Origin of the sequence: Chachezhania sediminis (assembly GCF_009765275.1) — a bacterium.
GTDB lineage: Bacteria > Pseudomonadota > Alphaproteobacteria > Rhodobacterales > Rhodobacteraceae > Chachezhania > Chachezhania sediminis.
Genome location: NZ_VOPH01000001.1, coordinates 454,618 through 474,065, shown reverse-complemented (window position 1 = coordinate 474,065; position 19,448 = coordinate 454,618). Strand labels below are relative to the sequence as shown.

The 19,448-nt window shown below is 66.4% G+C and carries 15 protein-coding genes; 6 read left to right on the top strand and 9 right to left on the bottom strand.

All coding sequences use genetic code 11. The features are described 5' to 3' along the window. Positions 1 to 97: 97 nt before the first annotated feature. Positions 98 to 1,471: a 3-deoxy-D-manno-octulosonic acid transferase gene (locus FQK05_RS02225; RefSeq protein WP_158964155.1), complete on the bottom strand. Its 1,374-nt coding sequence runs from the start codon at positions 1,469 to 1,471 to the stop codon at positions 98 to 100. Then, positions 1,471 to 2,481 carry a GTP 3',8-cyclase MoaA gene (gene moaA, locus FQK05_RS02220; RefSeq protein WP_158964153.1) on the bottom strand — a complete coding sequence of 337 codons (1,011 nt, stop codon included), beginning with the start codon at positions 2,479 to 2,481 and terminating at the stop codon, positions 1,471 to 1,473. Before moaA ends, FQK05_RS02225 begins: the two co-directional genes overlap by 1 nt. A 119-nt stretch (positions 2,482 to 2,600) precedes the next feature. Between moaA and FQK05_RS02215 the strand changes: the two genes are divergently transcribed. Next, on the top strand, positions 2,601 to 2,894 hold the full coding sequence (locus FQK05_RS02215) for a hypothetical protein (RefSeq protein WP_158964151.1): 294 nt from the start codon (positions 2,601 to 2,603) through the stop codon (positions 2,892 to 2,894). A gap of 11 nt (positions 2,895 to 2,905) precedes the next feature. Then, the gene (locus FQK05_RS02210; RefSeq protein ID WP_158964149.1) at positions 2,906 to 3,394 is read left to right on the top strand and encodes a hypothetical protein; all 489 of its coding nucleotides are present in this window, start codon (positions 2,906 to 2,908) and stop codon (positions 3,392 to 3,394) included. A 317-nt stretch (positions 3,395 to 3,711) separates the two neighbouring features. On the opposite strand, the gene FQK05_RS02205 is transcribed toward FQK05_RS02210, so the two are convergent. From FQK05_RS02205 to glmU, 4 genes are all read right to left on the bottom strand, one after another. Continuing rightward, complete coding sequence (locus tag FQK05_RS02205; protein WP_158964147.1) at positions 3,712 to 4,410, bottom strand: DNA alkylation repair protein; 699 nt, start codon at positions 4,408 to 4,410, stop codon at positions 3,712 to 3,714. A gap of 162 nt (positions 4,411 to 4,572) precedes the next feature. Further along, positions 4,573 to 5,121, bottom strand: a complete 549-nt coding sequence (locus FQK05_RS02200; protein WP_158964145.1) for a pyridoxamine 5'-phosphate oxidase family protein — start codon at positions 5,119 to 5,121, stop codon at positions 4,573 to 4,575. Between the two features lie 16 nt (positions 5,122 to 5,137). Continuing rightward, a complete protein-coding gene (gene glmS / locus FQK05_RS02195) occupies positions 5,138 to 6,961 on the bottom strand; it encodes a glutamine--fructose-6-phosphate transaminase (isomerizing) (RefSeq protein ID WP_158964143.1) in 1,824 nt (607 codons plus the stop codon). Between the two features lie 20 nt (positions 6,962 to 6,981). Next, positions 6,982 to 8,328: a bifunctional UDP-N-acetylglucosamine diphosphorylase/glucosamine-1-phosphate N-acetyltransferase GlmU gene (glmU, locus tag FQK05_RS02190; RefSeq protein ID WP_158964140.1), complete on the bottom strand. Its 1,347-nt coding sequence runs from the start codon at positions 8,326 to 8,328 to the stop codon at positions 6,982 to 6,984. Between the two features lie 138 nt (positions 8,329 to 8,466). Between glmU and FQK05_RS02185 the strand changes: the two genes are divergently transcribed. Continuing rightward, positions 8,467 to 9,138 (top strand): HAD-IA family hydrolase, encoded by a 672-nt coding sequence (locus FQK05_RS02185; RefSeq protein ID WP_158964138.1) that lies wholly within the window; start codon positions 8,467 to 8,469, stop codon positions 9,136 to 9,138. 176 nt (positions 9,139 to 9,314) lie between these two features. Here the strand turns inward: FQK05_RS02185 and FQK05_RS02180 are convergent, their stop codons facing one another. Further along, entirely contained in the window at positions 9,315 to 10,622 is a 1,308-nt protein-coding gene (locus tag FQK05_RS02180) for an MmgE/PrpD family protein (RefSeq protein ID WP_158964136.1), read from the bottom strand. A gap of 153 nt (positions 10,623 to 10,775) precedes the next feature. On the opposite strand from FQK05_RS02180, the gene FQK05_RS02175 reads away from it, so the two are divergent. Together FQK05_RS02175 and FQK05_RS02170 are read left to right on the top strand one after the other, a co-directional pair. Then, positions 10,776 to 11,975: a DegT/DnrJ/EryC1/StrS family aminotransferase gene (locus FQK05_RS02175; protein WP_158964134.1), complete on the top strand. Its 1,200-nt coding sequence runs from the start codon at positions 10,776 to 10,778 to the stop codon at positions 11,973 to 11,975. A gap of 222 nt (positions 11,976 to 12,197) precedes the next feature. Next, positions 12,198 to 13,016, top strand: coding sequence for an IclR family transcriptional regulator (locus FQK05_RS02170; protein ID WP_158964132.1), 819 nt, complete (start codon positions 12,198 to 12,200; stop codon positions 13,014 to 13,016). A 59-nt stretch (positions 13,017 to 13,075) separates the two neighbouring features. On the opposite strand, the gene FQK05_RS02165 is transcribed toward FQK05_RS02170, so the two are convergent. Continuing rightward, positions 13,076 to 14,695: an APC family permease gene (locus FQK05_RS02165; RefSeq protein WP_158964130.1), complete on the bottom strand. Its 1,620-nt coding sequence runs from the start codon at positions 14,693 to 14,695 to the stop codon at positions 13,076 to 13,078. Positions 14,696 to 15,045: 350 nt separating this feature from the next. Further along, positions 15,046 to 15,777, bottom strand: a complete 732-nt coding sequence (locus tag FQK05_RS02160) for a hypothetical protein (protein WP_158964128.1) — start codon at positions 15,775 to 15,777, stop codon at positions 15,046 to 15,048. A gap of 442 nt (positions 15,778 to 16,219) precedes the next feature. On the opposite strand from FQK05_RS02160, the gene FQK05_RS02155 reads away from it, so the two are divergent. Then, positions 16,220 to 19,414 (top strand): chemotaxis protein CheB, encoded by a 3,195-nt coding sequence (locus FQK05_RS02155; RefSeq protein ID WP_158964126.1) that lies wholly within the window; start codon positions 16,220 to 16,222, stop codon positions 19,412 to 19,414. The last annotated feature ends 34 nt before the right edge of the window (positions 19,415 to 19,448 follow it).

The following is a 19,448-nucleotide window of genomic DNA, read 5'->3' as shown; positions in this document are numbered from 1 at the left end:
TCCGGCGTTGACGCGGGTATCGAGCGGGCCATTCGCGCGCGCTGACGCGCAGCGCCGCTGTCTATTGATGTTGCGACGCCCCAGACTTCTTCGGTCTTCAAATATCCTCGGGGGAGGCCGCGCTAAGGGCGGGCGGGGGCAGAGCACCCAGGCGGCCCTGGCCCTGTCGGGAATCCAGAGCCAATGCCTCGACCAGCGGATCGATCACCGCATCGAGCGCCCCTTCGGTTGCCGCGGCAAATCCCCGGGCGGCCTCGCGCGACTTGGCCAATGCGGCCGGATCGTCGAGCCAGCGGGCCAGCGCCGCCGTCAAGGCCGCGCCATCGGCCACTTCGAGGGCACCGTCACAGGCCAGGAGGGGCGCGAAGGTTTCCGTGAAATTGAAGACCTGCGGGCCGGTCAGCACTGCCGCGCCGGCGCGGGCCGGTTCGAACGGGTTATGACCGCCGACCGGCACCAGCCCGCCGCCCATATAGACGATCGGGCAAAGCGCGTACCAGGTGCCGGTCTCGCCCAGGGTGTCGGCCAGGTAGACGGCCGTCTCCGGACCCGGAACTTCGCCCTTCGACCGCCGTGCGACCGACAGGCCCGCCCCACGCACCAGCGCCTCGACCGCGTCGCCGCGTTCCGGGTGGCGGGGGATCAGGACCAGGCACAGGTCGGGCCATCTGGCGCGCAGGGTCGCGTGGGTGGCCAGCACGATTTCCTCCTCGCCCGGATGGGTCGAGGAGGCGGCCCAGACCGGCCGGCCGTCCAGCGCCGTTCGCAGGGCGTTCAGCGTGTCGTCGTCGACAGGCAGGGGGGCAGCCACGGATTTCAGGTTGGCCCCGGTGCGGATCCGGGCAGGGTCGGCGCCCATGTCCCGGAGATGCCCCGCCATTTCGGCGTTCTGGGCGATCAGGATGTCGAAGACGTCCATCAGCATCCGTGCCGTCTTCGGCCGTTTCAGCCAGCCTGCGCGCGACTTTTCCGACAGGCGGGCGTTCAGCAGACCAAGCCGAAGCCCGCGCGCGCGGGCTTCCATCAGGGTGACGGGCCAGAGTTCGCTTTCGACGAAGACCGCCGCTTCGGGATGCCACTGGTCCAGGAAGCACTTCACCGGTCCCGGCGCGTCCAGCGGCGCGAACTGGTGAAGGGTTCGGGGTGGGAGACGCTTGCCGACGATCTCGGCCGAGGTTGCGGTGCCGGACGTGATCAGGAAGGACCAGTCCGGCAGGCGCCTGCCCATTTCCGCGATCAGGCTGAGGACCGACACGCTTTCGCCAACGGACGCGCCGTGAAACCACAGGATCGGGCCGTCGGGCCTGTGGACCGAGGCGAGGCCCAGCCGTTCGCGTTGCCGGACCAGTGGCACGCCGTGCGCTTCCAGTTTCGCGGACACCTTGCGAAAGGCGAAGGGGGCAAGGCAGGCCGCGACCACCCGGTAAAGACGGAACAGTGCCGTCGGGTGCGGGCGGGCAGGGCGCGGCATCAGCCGCCCGTATGGCTCATGTGCCGCGTCATCTGCCCGTCGAGCCTCTGCCGCGAATAGTCGAAATCGTGGCCCTTGGGTTTCAGGCCGATGGCGGCGCGGATCGCCTGTTCCAGGGGCGCGTCGTCGGTCGGATGCGCCCGCAGCGGCGCGCGCAGGTCGGCGCGGTCTTCCTGGCCCAGGCACATGAAGATCTCGCCCGTGCAGGTCACGCGCACGCGGTTGCAGCTTTCGCAGAAATTATGGGAAAGCGGCGTGATGAAACCGATCTTCTGGCCCGTCTCCTCCAGCCGCACGTAACGCGCGGGCCCGCCGGTGCGTTCGGCCAGGTCGGTGACGGTGTAGTGGTCCTCGTAGGCGCGGCGGACATCGCGCAGGGACCAGTACTGGCCCAGGCGGTTCTCGTTGCCGATATCGCCCATGGGCATGACCTCGATCCAGGTCAGGTCCATGCCGCGTTCGGCGCACCATTGGGTGATGCGCGGCAGCTCTTCCTCGTTGAAGCCTTTCAGGGCCACGGCGTTGATCTTGACCCGAAGGCCGGCCCGTTGCGCCGCGTCGACGCCGCGCAGGACCTGGGGCAGGCGGCCCCAGCGGGTGATCGCCGCGAACTTGTCGTCGTCCAGCGTGTCCAGCGACAGGTTGATCCGCCGCACGCCGGCGGCGAAGAGGTCGTCCGCGTATTTCTCCAGCTGCGAGCCGTTGGTGGTCACCGTCAGCTCGTCCAGGGCACCCGAGTCGAGGTGGCGGCCCATCGCACCGAAGAAGGTCATGATCCCGCGGCGCACCAGCGGTTCGCCCCCGGTGATGCGCAGCTTCTTTACGCCCAGGCGGATGAAGGTGGAACACAGCCGGTCCAGTTCCTCCAGCGTCAAAAGCTCTTTCTTCGGCAGGAAGGTCATGTTTTCCGACATGCAGTAGACGCAGCGGAAATCGCAGCGGTCGGTCACCGAGACCCGAAGGTAGGTGATCGCGCGCGCGAAGGGGTCGATAAGAGGGGCCGGCGTCATAGGATCCATGGGCACAGAGGTATAGCCGCAACGGTCCAGCGACAAGGGGCTGGCGCATTCCTGCGTACTTGCCGGCCTTCGCGATTGCCGGCACTGCGGCGGCGGATTAGGGTGCGCCCATGAAAACGCGCCTTATTCCCGTTTTGCTTGTCCTGGCTGCGCCGCTGGCGTTCTGGACCGCTCCCGCCTGGGCCGAGGATGGCCTGGGGCCCATCACCCTGCCCAAGCTGAACCTGGGCAAATCCCCCGACGACATCGGCGCCCCGCCCGAGGATGGCGCGTCGCAAAAAGCCCCGAAGCCCGTGACCCGGGCCGAAGAATCGACCGTCGACCAGGAAATGGACGAGGCCGACAAGGCCTTCAACATGGCGCCCGATACCGCGGTTCCGCCCGCCGGCACGCCGCTCGACTAGGGGGGCGGGCATTGCGAATCCTTCCGATCCTGATGGCCGTGTCGCTGGTCGCGGGCTGCGAATCTGTCGGCGGTCCGATCAGCCTGCCCGGGATCGGCCTGGGCAAGAAGCAGGACGCCGTCGGCGCGCCCGCGGATGCGACGGGCATCGCGGCCGCCGGCACGACCGGGGCGCAGGCCGCGACGGTCGAAACACGGGGCACGACGCCGGCCGTGACACCGGTCAACGGCACGCCCCCGCCGCCGCCCGCAAATGGGGCACAGCGCACCGTGGCGGGCCTGGGCGATCCGTCGGTGACCGGCCTCTGGCTGGAAACGCCGCTGGTCAAGACCGAACGCAAGGGCCGGATCATCGCCGTGGACAGCGGGGTCGAGGCGACGGTGACCTTGAAGCCGCTGGACGGACCGGCGACGGCGGGCAGCCGCATCTCGCTTCAGACCATGCAGGTGCTTCAGGTGCCTCTGACCGAACTGGTGGATCTGGACGTCTATCCGCTCTGACTCGCGGACCACGGGCCTTTCGGTTCGCGGGGCAGGTCGGTTTGCGGTGCTTGGGGACCACGCGCCCTACGGCCTTGATCCCCGTATCATTCCGCGACCGGGCTCGCGGCCAAGGTTTCCGCAACGCCCATCGCAGCCCTGCCATCCGGTAGGGTGCATGGTTTCCACGCACCGATGGTGTTGTTCATCGCAATCCCGGCATAGGACCGGGACACCTTTCCATGGCCCAGATCCATGGCCCAGAGTCCTGCATCGCCAATCCCGGCCCCTCCGCCGGTCGGGTGCGTGGTTACCCAAGCACCGCCGCGGATACGGCTTCAGGCCGGACTTTCGGGATCCGGCAGATACCGGCCGGCCTCCTTCCGGGCGAAGGGTTTCAAGCCGTCGCCATGGGCGCCGAGCCAGGCGCGTACGCGGTCGGGATCGTGTTTCGAAAGGTCGCGCAGCCACCAGCCGACGGCCTTCTGGATGAACCAGTCCCGATCGGGGACATAGGCGGCAGCCCAGCCCAGGATACGGTCGCGGGCTTGCAACTGGGCGGGCTTCGGATTGGGATAGCGCGCCCAGGGCAGGGTGGCGACCAGCGCCGCGCGGCGGGTCCACATGTGGTCCGAGGTCGTCCAGGTTTCCACGATGTCCAGCCGCTCCGGCGCGGCCTCGAGCCGGCGGCGGATCGCTTCGCAGGCATGGTCGGCGATGGCCCAGCCGTCGAATTGCGGGACCCAGCCCCGCGTCAGGTTCCAGACAGCGTCGTCGGGGCGGATGCGGGCCTGGGTCAGAAGCTTGGCGGCGGCCACGCGCGCCTCGTGGATATTCGTGTCCCAGAGGGCGGCGGCCAGGGCCACGCGGTCGTCGAGCGTCAGATCCTGCCGCCAGGTCTTCGCAAGCTCGGTCACGACGGGAACGCGGATGCCGAGATAGCGGCGCGGGGCCTTGTGATAGGCGGCCAGCGCGTCGGCCTGGGACTGGTCGGCGAGAGCTTCGAGCTGGGCGAGATAGGGGGCGATGTCTGGCATCTGGGCAGCGTTCTTAGGGGGCTCTGCCCCCGTCCGCCCCTTGGGCGGCCTCCCCCGAGGTATTTGGAGACCGAAGAAGGGATGGGCGGGAGAGCGGATCGATTGCGGTGGGACGGGGCGGTGGCCGCGGCACGGTGCGTACCTGTGGCACGCACCTCTGTTTCAGGTCACGACGGGGATGCCGGTGGGCTTGCCGTCTATGGTTTCAGTGTTCTTCTCTGCCCAGTAGGCGTGCAGGTCGTCGTCGGATTTACCGTCGGTCCAGCGGTCCAGAGTGTCACGGTGGCGGGGATTGTCCATGAAGGGCACCGCATAGCCGCAGGACGTCTGCACCAGGTCGACGTCGAGGTCGTAGATCTGGCGGGCGCCGCGATGGGCCGGGAAATGGGCGGCGAGGCCCGCCCATTCGGCATCGGCGCGATGGATCGTCCGGGCGGTGCCGTAGGTGCGCAGGATCAGCGGCCGGGTGTTGAAGGAGCACCACATCAGCGTCATGCGCGGAATTTCCCTGAGATGACCTGCCGTCTCGTTCCCCGATCCGGTGATGTTCAGCCACAGGATGCGGTTCGGCCCCATGACCCGCAGCGAGTCCATCCCCTTGGGCGAGACGTTCACCCGTCCTTCGGGACCGGCGGTGCCCACGAAGAAGATGGACTGGTCTTCGATGAAACGCTTGTGCGCGTCTTCGATCGTTGCGAACTGCTTGGCCATGGGATCCTCCCCGGTGTCACTCCACCGTCACGGATTTCGCGAGGTTGCGCGGCTGGTCGACATCGGTGCCCTTGGCCACCGCGGTGTGATAGGCCAGCTGCTGCGCCGGCACAGCATAGAGGATCGGGGTCAGATCGCCATGCACTTTCGGCATCGGCACCGACATCCACACGCCCGAACCCGCCTGCGCGATCCCCGTCTCGTCCGAGATCAGAACCGCCTTGCCGCCGCGGGCCACCACCTCCTGCAGGTTCGACATGGTCTTGTCGAAAAGGTCGTCGCCGGGGGCCAGGACCACCACAGGCACGTTGCTGTCGATCAGGGCGATGGGGCCGTGCTTCAGTTCGCCGGCCGCGTAACCTTCGGCATGTATATAACTGATTTCCTTCAGTTTCAGGGCGCCTTCCAGCGCCAGCGGATACATCGTGCCACGGCCCAGGAAGAGGACGTCGCGCGCTTCGGATACCGCAATGGCGATCCGCTGGACCGCATCGCCCAGATCCAGCGCGGCGTTCATCACCGCCGGCAGGCCGCGAAGCGCGGAGAGGCGGTCGGCGACCTGTTCCCCGCTCAGGGCCTTGCGGTCGGCAGCGGCCTTCAGCGCGAGGAGGTAGAGCACCGTCAGCTGCGCCGTGAAGGCCTTGGTCGAGGCGACGCCGATCTCGGTCCCGGCATGGATCGGCAGCACCAGGCCGCTTTCCCGCGCGATGGAGCTTTCGGGGACGTTCACGACCGCGACGATCCGGTCGGCCTTGTCCGCGCAGTAGCGCAGGGCGGCCAAGGTGTCGGCGGTTTCGCCCGATTGCGACACGAAGACCGACACCGTTCCCGGCACCAGCGGCGGCTCGCGATAGCGGAATTCCGACGCGATGTCGATTTCGACCGGGATACGGGCCAGCTTCTCGAACCAGTACTTGGCGGTCATGCAAGCATTGAAGGCGGTGCCACAGGCCGACAGGACCAGGCGGTTCACCTTGGTAAAATCGATGCCGTCGTCGGGCAGGATGATCTCGTCGCTGCCCGAGGGGACATAGTGGCTGATCACCTCGGCCACGACGGTGGGCTGTTCGTCGATCTCCTTCGCCATGAAGTGGCGATAGCCGGCCTTGTCGACGCGTGTGGCGTCCAGGCGGACCTGGCGCATCTCGCGGTTGGCCAGCGCGCCCTTGGCGTCGCGGATCTCGGCACCCGCGCGGGTGATGACGGCGCGGTCGCCGTCCTCCAGATAGGTGATGCGGTCGGTCAGGGGCGCCAGCGCCACGGCGTCGGATCCGATATACATCTCTCCGTCGCCGTGACCGATGGCCAGGGGCGGGCCCATGCGGGCGATGACGATCAGATCCTCGTATCCGTCGAAGAGGAAGGCCAGCGCAAAGGCGCCTTTCAGCCGGTCGACGGTGCGGAAGGCCGCGTCGACCGGTTCCGCGCCTTCATCCACGTAGCGCTGGGCCAGGAGAGCCACGATTTCCGTATCGGTCTGGGTCACGAATTCCGTGCCGAGCGCCGCCAGCTCTTCCTTCAGCTCGCGGTAGTTTTCGATGATGCCGTTATGGACCACCGCCACGGTGCGGCCGCGATGCGGGTGGGCGTTGACCTCGGTCGGTGCGCCATGGGTGGCCCAGCGGGTGTGGCCGATCCCGGCCTTGCCGGCCAGCGGTTCGTGGACCAGCTTGTCCGACAGGTTCACCAGCTTGCCTACCGCCCGCCGGCGGTCCAGGTGGCCATGGTTGACAGTCGCGATCCCGGCACTGTCGTAGCCGCGATATTCAAGGCGCTTCAGCGCCTCGACCAGGACGGGGGCTGCCTCGTGATCGCCCAGAACGCCGATGATCCCGCACATGGGGCTGCTCCTTGTTGTTCTTACTGTTTTTCCCGGGCCTTGCGCGCCAGGAGCATGTCGAACAGCTTGCTGGCGCGGCCCGGCTTGTTTTCCTGTTTCACCCGCGCAATGGCGAGCGCGTCCGCCTCGACATCGCGGGTGATGACGGCGCCCGTTGCCGTCATCGCGCGGTTGCCGATCTTCACGGGTGCCACCAGCATCGTGTCGGACCCGATGAAGACGTCCGCCCCGATTTCGGTCCGGTGCTTGAAAACGCCGTCGTAATTGCAGGTGATGGTGCCCGCCCCGATATTGGTGCGGGGCCCCACCGAGGCATCGCCGATATAGGTCAGGTGATTGGCCTTGGCGCCTTCGTCCAGCGTGGCGTTCTTGATTTCGACGAAGTTGCCGACATGGACGTTTTCGGCCAGTTCCGCGCCGGGGCGGAGCCGCGCGTAAGGCCCGACGATGGCGCCGCGCGACACGTGGCAGCCTTCGAGGTGGCTGAAGGCCCGGATCCGCGCGCCGCTTTCCACCGTCACGCCGGGGCCGAAGACGACGTTCGGCTCGATCTCTGCGTCGCGACCTATGACGGTATCATAGGACAGGAACACGGTGTCGGGGGCGGTCAGCGTGACGCCCAGATCAAGCAGTTCGGCGCGCGCATTGGCCTGGAACACGGCCTCGGCCTGGGCCAGTTCGGCGCGGGAATTGATGCCCAGCGTTTCCGACTCGTCGCAGGCGACGGCGGTGACCTTCAGGCCCCGGGCGCGGGCGATTGCGACGATGTCGGTCAGGTAAAATTCGCCGGCCGCATTGTCGTTGCCGACGGCGGCGATCAGCGCGAAGAGCGTAGCGCGGTCACAGGCGACAAGGCCCGAATTGCAGAAGGTGACCTTGCGCTCTTCCTCGGTCGCGTCCTTGAACTCGACGATGCGTTCCAGGCTTTCGCCGTCCATCATCAGGCGGCCGTAACGCTTTGGGTCCGCGGCCTCGAACCCCAGGATCACAAGATCATGGCTGCAGCGGGCAGCGATCATCCGCTCCAGCGTCTCGTCCCGGATAAAGGGCGTGTCGCCGTACAGGACCACGACGTCGCCGTCAAAGCCTTCCAGCGCCGTGCGGGCCTGGTCGACGGCATGGGCCGTGCCGAGCTGTTCTTCCTGCAGGACGACGGTGGCATCCTCGTCGATCTCGGCCGTGGCTGCGGCGACCATCCGGGCCTCGTGGCCAGCCACGACGACGGTGCGCGCGGGTTCCAGAACCTGCCCCGTGCGCAGCGCGTGTGCCAGCATCGGCGCGCCGGCGATCTGGTGCAGCACCTTCGGCAGGTCTGAATTCATCCGCGTGCCTTTGCCGGCCGCAAGAAGGACGAGGGCGATGTTCATGAACCTGAAAACCCTTTGCGTTTCGCTTTCGGTGGTTTTAACCGCCGGTTAATCAATGGCAAGGGACCCGCCGATCAATCTGAGTTGCGGGGTGTAACAGGCGCGGGCGGGGATCTGCCTATGGGCAAGGGGAATAGTATGGCAACGGTGATCTTCGATCTGGACGGCACGCTGGCCGATACTTCGGGCGACCTGATCGCCGCGGCCAATCATTGCTTTCGCCACATGGGGCTGGGCGACGTGCTGGACCCGGTGGCCGATGCCAAGGTCGCGCTGCGGGGCGGGCGGATGATGCTGCGCACCGGGCTGACGCGCGTGGGTCACGAGGCCGGCGGGATCGAGGCCGAGACCGACCGCTATTACCAGACCCTGCTGGACGCCTATGCCGAGGCGATCGACCATCACACGGTGCTGTATCCGGGCGCCATGGAGGCGGTGGAGCAACTGGTGACCGACGGGCTGAAGGTCGGGATCTGCACCAACAAGCCCGAGGCCCTGGCCGACCTGCTGCTTCAGCGGCTGGGCGTGCGGGATGCGTTCGCATCTCTGGTTGGCGCGGATACACTGCCGGTCCGTAAGCCCGACCCGGAACCCCTGCGAGAGGCCGTCCGCCGGGCCGGGGGCGATCCGGCGCGGTCGATCCTGGTGGGCGACAGCGACACCGACCGCAACACCGCAAAGGCGGCGGGCGTGCCGTCGGTGCTGGTCACCTTCGGGCCGGCGGGCCCGGACATGGCCGCGCTGGAGCCAGAGGCGCTTCTGGACGACTATGCTGACCTGCCGGCCCTGGCGGTGCGCCTGATCGGGTGACGTCGGTCATGGTGCGTGGGCAACCACGCACCTTTGCCAGTCAGGACCGGGACGGCGCGTGGGCAACCACGCGACTACTGACGGAAGCCCGACGGCTGCAGCGCCTCGTAGGGTGCGTGCTTTGCACGCACCTTTGCCCGTCATGACCGGGGTGATGTTGTGGGAGCTAGGGCCGCTTACTTGCTGTCCGGGGCGTTGTTCAGGAGGTCGGTCAGGGCCGAGAACGGGGTCGACGGAAGGGCGTCGATGGCCGCCTCGATGGCCGAGGCGCGGGTCTGCCCGAGTACCGGATCGGCCAATGAATGGTACTTGGTCCGCAGCTCCGCGTCGGTCGGGGGGGCGTCATGGTCCCAGCGGGGCTGCATCCAGTCGCCGGTCAGGGTCGTGCCGTCGTGCAGTTCCAGCGTGACGCGCGCCAGGCGGGTCAGGGGGAAGGCGGCATTGGCGGCATCGTCCTCGGTGAAGATCATGCCGTCGGACAGGCGCAGGATTTCCGGGTCCGTCAGGCTGTCGCCCATCACGTCCGCCGCGCCGATCCCGTCGCGAACCAGCGCCACGGCGCAGGGGAAGGAAGTCGAATACTGCGCCTGTTCCGTCGTGACGGGTCTGCGGGTGGCCAGGCGGACGGATTCGTGGAAGGTTTCGACCCTGATCCGGGCCACCTGTTCCGAGGTCAGCCCGTGGGCGCGTTTCAGCGCCAGCACGCCTTCGACCGGGGCCTGGGCCCAGCGGCAGACCGGGTAGGGCTTGAAATACTGCCGGAAGATCCGCCAGTCGCTGCCGATCCCGGTCCAGTATTCGGGCGCCTGTTCCACCGTGATCGCGGGCGCGCCGGTAAAGCCGTTCTGCGCCAGCAGCACGGCCGAGATCCCCGCCATCGCCCCCCAGCCGGGACCGTCCTTGACCATGGTCGGTTCGTCGACACAGCGCATCATCTGGCTGCGGGGGCCATGGTATTCGGCGATCCCCAGCGCCTCGCGCGTGTGGGCGTCGTCCAGCCCGACCAGCCGCGATCCGGCGGCGGCGGCGACGACCGCGCCCCAGCTGCCGGTGGTGTGATAGTCGGGAACCGTGCCGTGCTGCGCCTCGGCCGCGCGGGCGCCGAACTCATAGCCCATGACCAGCGTGGCCAGCGCCTCGGCCCCGGACAGCCCGTCCGGCGCGATGGCCAGGATGCCCGAGATCAACGGGCAGCCGATGTGACCCTTGGACGGGTTGTACCCGTCATGGGCATCCAGCGCATCGATGGTGATGCCCGCGGCCAGCGCGACGCCGGGCGCGCTGGCGGTGCGGCCGTCAAACAGGATGGGGCGGGTTCCGCCAAATACGGCGGCCGCGTGATCGCGGGCGATCCGCGACATGTCTGTGCCAAGACCGCCGGCGGCGACGCCGATCAGGTCCAGAAGCGCCAGCGGCGCGCGGGCCCGCACATCGGCGGGCAGGTCCTCCCAGCGGAGGCGGTGGATAAGCGAAATAGGGTCCATGGGACGAAACCTGCGCTCCGGTCCCGGCCGATTCTGTTCCGATTGCGACATGTTCCTGCGGGTTCGTTACAGGCCCGGATTTGCCGCGCGATGCCCCGCTTGCGACACCCGTGCCCCATTGACCCGGGCCGGTTCGGGGCGCATCACTGCCCCATGACAGAGCGTTTCACCGGCATCTTCACCCAGCAGGAACCGATCCCCGACGAAGGGATCGAGGCCGCGCTGCGCATCCTGAAAAACGGGCGTCTGCACCGTTACAACGTGGTCGCGGGCGAGGTGGCGGAAGCCGCCCTGCTGGAACAGGAATTCGCGGCCTATACCGGGGCCAGATACTGCCTGGGCGTGGCCTCGGGCGGATATGCGCTGGCCACGGCCTTGCGGGCCGTGGGCGTGAAGCCGGGCGAGCCGGTGCTGACCAATGCCTTCACGCTGGCGCCCGTGCCGGGGGCCATCGCCTCGATGGGCGGGGTGCCGGTCTTTGTCGGTGTAACCGAACATCTGGTGATCGACCTGGAAGACCTAGAGGCGAAGATCGCCCTGACCGGGTCGAAGGCGCTGATGCTGTCCCACATGCGGGGCCATATCTGTGACATGGACCGGCTGATGGCGATTTGCGACGCGGCGGATGTCATCGTGATCGAGGACTGCGCCCACACGATGGGGGCGTCCTGGAACGGCGTTCCGTCGGGGCGGCACGGGGCGGTGGGGTGCTATTCGACCCAGACCTACAAGCACATGAACTCGGGCGAAGGCGGGCTTCTGGTCACCGACGACGAGGAGATCGCGGCGCGGGCAGTCCTGCTCTCGGGGTCCTACATGTTCTACCATGCGCATCCGGCCATGCCGGGCCCCGAGGTGTTCGAGCGGGTGAAATACGATACGCCCAATGTGTCGGGCCGGATGGACAACCTGCGGGCGGCGATCCTGCGACCCCAGCTTCGGGATCTCGATACCCAGGTGGCGCGCTGGAACGAACGCTACCGCACGCTGGAGGACGGTGTGCGCGGCACGCCCGGGCTGACGGTCATCGAACGGCCGGAAGAAGAGTTTTACGTGGGCTCGTCCTTTCAGGTGCTTCTGCTGGACTGGGCGGCCGACAAGGTGCGCGAAGTCGTGAAGCGGGCGGGCGCCCGGGGCGTGGAACTGAAATGGTTCGGGGCCGAGGATCCGGCGGGCTTTACCTCGCGCTATGACCACTGGCGTTATGCCCCGTCCGAGAAGATGCCGAAATCCGACCGGGTGCTGGCAGGGATCGTCGACCTTCGGGTGCCGCTGACCTTTTCGCTGGACGACTGCGCCCTGATCGCGCGGATCCTGCGGGCCGAGGTCGGTGCCGTTCACCAGCAGGCATAGGACGACCGGCGCCTCCCGCGCCAGGGACCTTTGAAAGGACCTTGGCTCGGCCGCCTCTAAGCCGCTTTTCCCCGTTTCTTATGCCGGCTCCTCGGGGTGCGGGGCGGTGCGTGCAAAGCACGCACCCTGCGGCGGCTTCGCCCGTGTGCAACTTGCGGTTTACCGAACGGGTTGCGTGATGCACAACGGCTTCCGACCAGCAAAAAGAAAAAGGGAGAGGGAATGGTTGACGAGAAGGACACCGATGCGAGCGGCGGCGTCCGGGCGCTGGATGCGGCGCTGGGCCTGCTGAAGGCGATGGCGGGTCTGCGCGGTCCGGCCAGCCTGTCGGAAATTGCGCGTGCCGCGGGCGTCCCGCCCAGCCGGGCGCATCGATACCTCGCTTCGTTCCTGGCGGCTGGTCTGGCCGAACAGGCCGGCAAGTCCGGCAAGTACGATCTGGGCCCGGGCGCCGCAGAACTGGGCCTGGCGGCCCTGGCGCGGCACGACTTTGTCTCGCGCGCGGCCGAGGCGCTTCCGGGCCTCTGCGCCGATACCGGCATGACCGGGCTGATCGCCGTCTGGGGGACGGCGGGGGCCACGGTGGTGCGCTGGCAGCGGACGGAAAGTCCGACCGTCACCTCCATGGGCCTGGGCACAACGCTGCCCCTGTTGAATTCCGCCACCGGCCGGGCCTTCCTGACGTGGGCGCCCGAGGCCCCGATCCGGGGCGAACTTGCCCGCGAGGTAGATCGTGCCGTGGCCAATCCGGGGCTTCTTCCGGACATGGACCTGTCCCCGGAAGGGCTGGTGGCATTGCGGACCGGGGTACGCGCCCAGGGGTTCGCGGCCGTCGATGGGCGGTTCATCCCGGGTCTTGTTGCCATCGCGGGACCGGTTCTCGACTGGCAGGAAGAGGCACAGGCGGTGGTCACGCTGATCGGCATCGACAAGTCGGCGATCCTGCCGGGCTCGGCCGAAGTGCGGGCGCTGCAGGCCTTCTGCACCGATCAGGCGCTGCTGGTGCCGGGGCAGGATGCGCCGTTCGATCCTGCGGCCTGAACGCGAAACGGGCAGCCTGATCAGGGGCTGCCCGCGCGGGTCATTGCAGAGAGGCACGTTTAGCCCTTGGCGTGGTGACCGAAGCCTTCGATCTGGTCGGCGCTGCCGTATTCCTCGATCTGGTTCCGTTCCTCTTCGGCGATGAAGATGTCGAACTGCTCCTGCTTGATGCGGTTCTGGATCGCCAGATAGAACGACCCCAGCGCGATCGCGGCAACCAGGATCGAATCCAGCGGCGAGGTGATGACGCCGATGCCGCCGTCATAGATGCCCAGGTAGGACACGACCGATATGCCGCCCATATAGGGCAGGAACCAGATCACGCCCGCGGGTTCCAGGTCTTCCTTGCCCATCACGGCCAGGCGGACGGCGAAGAGGATCACGCCCAGGACCAGCAGCACCAGCAGCCGCCAGGTGGTCTCCCATCCCGACCAGAACACCATCAGCGAGGCAATGACGAAGCCCAGAGGCGCCAGCACATTGGCGAAGGGCATGTTGAAAGGACGCTCGTACCGGCTGGCGAGCCTGCGCAGGGCCAGCACGGCAATGGGGCCCGACACGAAGGACAGCGTGATGGCGGCGCCGTTCAGGGCCACGATTTCGCCGAAGGGCATGGTGAACATCATGATCAGGGCGATCACGTAGTTCAGAAGCAGCGCCCAGAGCGGCACGCCGAAGACGTTCAGCTTGGCAAAGATCGCCGGGAAGACGCCGTTATTGGCCATCGCCATCGCCAGACGGCCGTTCGATCCGGTCGAGACGAGGCCACCACCCAGCGGTGCGACGACGGCGGCGACGTTCAGCAGGCTGACCATCCACAAAAGGCCGATGGCCGCGGCCAGCGCACCCAACGGACCCAGGTCGGATTCGAATTTCAGCGACTTCCAGCCATCGGTGACGTCCGACGGGCCGATGGCGCCCATGAAGGCGATCTGGATGCCGCCATAGATGACAAGGCAGATCAGCACCGCCAGGATCAGCGCCAGCGGGATATTGCGTTCGGGGTTGCGGGTTTCGCCGGCCATGTCGATGGCATGGCGGAAGCCAACGAAGGCAAAGGCCACACCGCCGGTGGCGACGGCGGCAAAGACGCCGGACATACCATAGGGCATAAAGCCGTCGTATTGGGTGAAATTGGCACCATCGAACTTGTCGACGATGATCATGACGATGAAGATCGCGGGCACTGCCAGCTTGAACCAGGTCATCGCCGTGTTGATCCGGGCGAACCAGGCCACGCCGAAGGCGTTGATGACAGTGAACAGCAGCAGCAGCACGGCCGCCGTGATCTGGCCCGGCAGGGTCATGCCGCCCTTTTCGCCGCTGTGGATCCAGGGCAGCCAGTCCGAGGCATAGCGCAGGGCGGCCTCGACCTCGATCGGGGCGGTGGTGCAATAGCCGGCCCAGGCGGTCCAGCCCATCAGCATCGCCATCAGGCGTCCGTGACTGAACTGCGGGATCCGGGCGATGCCGCCCGCGACCGGGAACAGTGTCGCCACCTCGGCGAAGGCCAGCGCCAGAAGCAGCATGGCGATCGCTCCGATCAGCCAGGCCAGGATCGCGGCCGGCCCGGCAAGCTGCGCCGTCGCCAGCGGCGCGAACAGCCAGCCGGACCCCAGAACGCCGCCGACGGCGACGAAGGTCAGCCCGACCAGGCCGATATTTCTTTGCATTGCCATAAAGATACCCCCACAACACTGTCCCAGTCCCGGACCGGTGCAGCGGCGCCATGTTTTGTTCTGATATCCAGGGCGCAGGCTGTGCCGCCCGTTACGGGGGCCGGCCACAAGGCGGCCGGTCGCAGTTTTCCCGGAACAGGAAGCGGAATACCGATCAGACTTTCACTCTTTACCACGGGTCAGCCTTTGGGAAGTCCCGCAAATCAATGTGTTGCAGGGAAGTTGCCCGCGCGCAACCGGCAATATCATGTGGAGTGCCGGCGCATCCGTTGGTCCGGCGGTTGCGGTCACCGCACGAGCGGCGGCCGGACAGGTGCCCGGAAAATGTTCCGAAGGGGATCCCGACCGTATCAGCGGTCGGGTTCGTCGCCCATCATTCCGGCAGCCACAGGGCCGCCGATCCGGGAATAACCATAGGGCGTCTGGTCTTCGGCCAGGCCCGGCGCGCCGAAGGTGCCGATGGCGGGAAAATCATGGCCGGCAGACGTTTCTTCCTGTGCCACGAAACGGCTGAGCAGCCCGGCGAAAAACCCCAGCTCCTCGCGCGAGCGGGCGAGGGTGCCGGCGCGTGCCGCCACCATCTCGGCCTGTTCCTGGGTGATGATGCTGTTCACCATGGCCTCGCACAGTTCGAGGCAGGGATTGACCAGGTCGACAAGGGCGCGGACGGCGAGTTCTTCCCGTTCGTCGCGCAGCAGCTCGGGGCGGTAGCGGGGCAGGAAGATCGTCTCCAGGTTGCCGAAGGCGCGGGTGAACCTGACCGTCACGGTCTGGACCCCGTCGCGCGCGTAATCCGCGAGCACGCGCAAGCCCACGAGGAACAGCCCCGGCATCTTGACCAGAGCGTCGGACGACAGGGTGGCGCCCTTTTCGAAATCGCGCGGAAGGTTCGGTTCTATAGAGTCGCAGATCGGACCGCCCAGCACGGTGCGCAGGGGCGGTTTGCCCTGGAAATAGACGCGAGAATAGTGGTTTGGATGCTTCAGTTGCACGGATTCCACCCACCAGCCGTCGCGATCGCGCTGCCGGCGCAGGGTGACCGTGATTTTCTTGCCAGTGCCGGCGCGGACGGGGTCGGTCATTTAACGGGAACCTCGGAACCTGTTCTTGGTCTGAAAAGGAGTAGGCCCGGATGGTTAACAACTCGTTAGCCGACCGGGCGTTGCGGTGAGGTGTGCTTAACCATGTTTGTCCAGTCTAATGTACCGATGCAATGTCAGGTTGCAATAGATACATTTTGTATGTGTCTTTAAAGCGGTGTCGGCATTGGAGGTATCCGGGAACGCCCGATGGCGGCCGTGATTTGGTTCTTCGGAAATGTTTGGCGTTGTCAGCCATAACTGAAAAGAGTTAGCATTTTGCGATACTGTCGCAAAATATACTCTGCTTAACCGGGAAAATGTACGGTATCGCATGAACATTCGGGTCTGACCGGCTTATCGGACCGTCTGAACGGGTGCGTCGAACGCCCGGGACGGACATCAGGCATGATGTGGGGCCGCAGGGCCGGGGAGAGTCATATCGATGGACGAGAACGCTCTGCCACAGGTCGTGGTCGGAATCGCCGCATCCGCCGGCGGTTTCGAGGCCATGACCTCGCTCGTGCAGCATCTCAGCACGGATCTGCCCTGTGCCTATGTCCTGGCACAGCATATGTCGCCCAAGCACAAGAGCCTTCTGTCCACGCTGCTGTCGCGGGAAACCCCGCTGAACGTGGTCGAGGTCACCCATGCCATGCCGCTCGAGGCGCGGACGATCTATGTCTCGACCCCGGGTTATGACATCACGGTCACCGAAGGGCAGGTTCACCGCGAATTGCCACGCGGGCATCCGGCGGAACCGAAACCGTCGGCCGACCGGCTGTTCGCGTCCATCGCGCGGTCAAGCAAACAGGCCAGCGTCGGCATCGTGCTGTCGGGGACGGGATCGGACGGGTCCTATGGCGTCCAGGACATCCGCGAGGCCGGGGGCATCACGATCAGCCAGGACCCTGCGTCCTGCAAGTACGACACCATGCCTGTATCGGCGGTGGAAACCGGTTGCATCGACCTGGTGCTGACGCCCCGCCAGATGGGCGAACATCTGGCCACGATCCTGGCCCGGCCGCGGAATCTGAAGGCTCTGCAGGATTCCCTGAACGTCCATTCCGAACATAACGACCTTTTCCAGATCCTGCTGGCCCGAACCCGGGTGGATTTCCGCGAATACAAGGAAAACACCATCAATCGTCGCATCCAGCGGCGCATGGTGGCAAAGGGGATCGAGCGCTACGACGACTATGTCGCGCTGTGCCGGTCGTCGCCGGACGAGGTCGATGCGCTGTATCGCGACCTGCTGATCTCGGTCACGCGGTTCTTCCGGGACGCGGAACAGTTCGTCACGCTGGGCGATTCCGTGCGCAAGCTGGTCTACGACCGGGGCGAGGAGAAGATCCGCGTCTGGGTTCCGGGCTGCGCCAGCGGCGAGGAGGTCTATTCCATCGCGATCCTGCTGTGCGAGGCGCTGGGCGGTCCGGGGCAGGTGGATCCGTCGAAGATCCAGATCTTCGCCACCGATATCGACGAGGCCGCGCTGGGCCGGGGCCGGGCGGGGGTCTATCCGCTGTCCGCACAGGCGGACATTCCGGCCGAATACATCTCGCGCTACTTCACCGTGTCGGAAAGCGCGCTGACCGTGCTGCCTGAACTGCGCAAGCTGGTGCTGTTTTCCAAGCACAACGTGTTCCAGGATCCGCCCTTCGTCGATATCGACATCATCTCGATCCGGAACACGCTGATCTATTTCGACGCGTCGCTTCAGGAACGCGTGCTGGGCCGGCTGCATTACGCGTTGCGGTCCGAAGGGCTGATGTTCCTGGGCATGTCGGAAAACCTGGGCTCGATCGAACCGTTCTTCGAACCGGTGTCGGAACGGGCCCGGGTCTATCGCCAGAACGTGCGCACCCGTTTCGGCAGCCCCGGCGGCATGATGCCGTCCAGCTGGAACATGCCGGCGCCGCGGCCCAGGGCGCGCGACACGGGTCAGGGCAGCGACCAGTTCCGGCGGCGTTTCGAACAGGTCTGCACTGCAGTGGCGCCCGTCGGTTTCCTGACCAATACGCGGCGCGAGATCCTGAAGATCTTCGGCGACCTGACTGAATTCGCCGCGATGACGGATTCGCTGCGCGACCGGCTGAACACCAACATCCTGCGCGCGCCCCTGGCGGCCGAGGCGTCCAGCCTGATCCCGCTGGCGCTGAAGCACAACATTACCCGGCACGGGTCCTGGCGGAACATCGAAGGCAAGGGCTTCAACCGGGTGCGCCTGCATGCCTATCCGGTTGGCGACAGCGACGATACCGAAGCGCTGGTGCTGGTCTCGATCGAGACCGAGATGGCCGAGAAGGTACAGCCGGTCCGCAAGGACAACGAGGATCTGGAATACACCACCCATCTTGAAAACGAACTGGCCCGCGCCCGCGAGGCGCTTCAGGTCACGACCGAGGAATTGCAGACCTCGAACGAGGAACTGCAGTCGACGAACGAGGAGCTGCAATCGGCCAACGAGGAGCTGCAATCCACGAACGAGGAGCTTGAGACCTCGAACGAGGAACTGCAATCCACGAACGAGGAACTGATCACGGTCAACGAGGAACTGCTGATCAACTCGGACGAGCTGAACACCACGGCGGCGGAACGGGTGGGGATCCTGGTGGCGCTGCCGCTGCCGCTTTTGACGGTCGACCAGGGGCTGGTGATCCGCAATGCGTCCTATGGCGCGCGCGAGCTTCTGGGGCTGACCGACAAGGGCAACCATTTCGGCCATCTCAGCCAGGTATCGCTGCCCGACGGCTTTCCACGGGTGCTGGACATCTGTGCCGAGGTGCTGAAGACCCGCAACGGGCACAGTTCGGTCTTTGCCTCTGCGGGCACCCATTTCGAACTGCGCATCGGGCCCTATTTCCTGCGGAACGAGGAGCTGGCCGGCCTGACCATCGTGTTGCTGGGCATGCCCCAGGTCGAGATGGTGTCGCGCACGATCCGCGCCTTCGGTGACATTGGCACCTGGGAAGTGGACATCGCGACCGAGGGCATGACCTGGTCGGACGAGCTTTACGCTATGTTCGGTGCCGCGCCCGCCGAGGGGATGGAGAATATCGGCGACCTGCTGGAGGAGTTCTTTCCGCTGGACCATGATCGCCTGCGCAAGGCCATCGACGATGCAATAGACACCGGCGAAAGTTTTCGCACCACGGCGCGGGGCGTGCGCAAGGACGACAGCACCTTCCTTCTGGAACTTGCCGGGTCGACGCTGGGTGGGGGCAACGGGTCGCCTGCGCGGATGGTCGGCGTGGCCCGCAATGCCACCGAAGCGGCGGGCAACATGCTGATCCTTCAACACCTTCTGGATTCGCCCGGGGATCGCGAGACGGGCTTCTTCTCCTATGACACGGCCAACGACATTCCTTTCCTGGCTGGGCAATTGTTCCAGTCTCTGGGGACCAAGACCTCGCAGGTGTCGCGGCTGGAGCAATTGGTCGACCTGTTCGTGCCCGAAGACCGCGACCGTGTATCGGCCGCGTTCCGGGCGGCCGAGACGGAGGGAACGCCCTTGGATCTGAAGGCGCTGATGCACGGCCCGGACAGAAAGGGCCGCCGTGTCCACCTTCAGGGCCACACGCATTTCGACGCGGAAGGCGAGGTCAGCCACGTCTTTGGCAGCCTGGTCGAGATGCCCTGACGGCGGCGGCCCAGCCACAGCCCCTTTCACAGCC

Coding starts and splice junctions, on each gene's coding strand:
- glmS (WP_158964143.1), bottom strand. CDS start 6,961: ATGTGCGGGATCATCGGCGTTCTGGGCGATCACGAGGCAGCCCCCGTC.
- moaA (WP_158964153.1), bottom strand. CDS start 2,481: ATGACGCCGGCCCCTCTTATCGACCCCTTCGCGCGCGCGATCACCTAC.
- FQK05_RS02155 (WP_158964126.1), top strand. CDS start 16,220: ATGGACGAGAACGCTCTGCCACAGGTCGTGGTCGGAATCGCCGCATCC.
- FQK05_RS02185 (WP_158964138.1), top strand. CDS start 8,467: ATGGCAACGGTGATCTTCGATCTGGACGGCACGCTGGCCGATACTTCG.
- FQK05_RS02175 (WP_158964134.1), top strand. CDS start 10,776: ATGACAGAGCGTTTCACCGGCATCTTCACCCAGCAGGAACCGATCCCC.
- FQK05_RS02180 (WP_158964136.1), bottom strand. CDS start 10,622: ATGGACCCTATTTCGCTTATCCACCGCCTCCGCTGGGAGGACCTGCCC.
- FQK05_RS02205 (WP_158964147.1), bottom strand. CDS start 4,410: ATGCCAGACATCGCCCCCTATCTCGCCCAGCTCGAAGCTCTCGCCGAC.
- FQK05_RS02215 (WP_158964151.1), top strand. CDS start 2,601: ATGAAAACGCGCCTTATTCCCGTTTTGCTTGTCCTGGCTGCGCCGCTG.
- glmU (WP_158964140.1), bottom strand. CDS start 8,328: ATGAACATCGCCCTCGTCCTTCTTGCGGCCGGCAAAGGCACGCGGATG.
- FQK05_RS02170 (WP_158964132.1), top strand. CDS start 12,198: ATGGTTGACGAGAAGGACACCGATGCGAGCGGCGGCGTCCGGGCGCTG.
- FQK05_RS02225 (WP_158964155.1), bottom strand. CDS start 1,471: ATGCCGCGCCCTGCCCGCCCGCACCCGACGGCACTGTTCCGTCTTTAC.
- FQK05_RS02165 (WP_158964130.1), bottom strand. CDS start 14,695: ATGGCAATGCAAAGAAATATCGGCCTGGTCGGGCTGACCTTCGTCGCC.
- FQK05_RS02200 (WP_158964145.1), bottom strand. CDS start 5,121: ATGGCCAAGCAGTTCGCAACGATCGAAGACGCGCACAAGCGTTTCATC.
- FQK05_RS02160 (WP_158964128.1), bottom strand. CDS start 15,777: ATGACCGACCCCGTCCGCGCCGGCACTGGCAAGAAAATCACGGTCACC.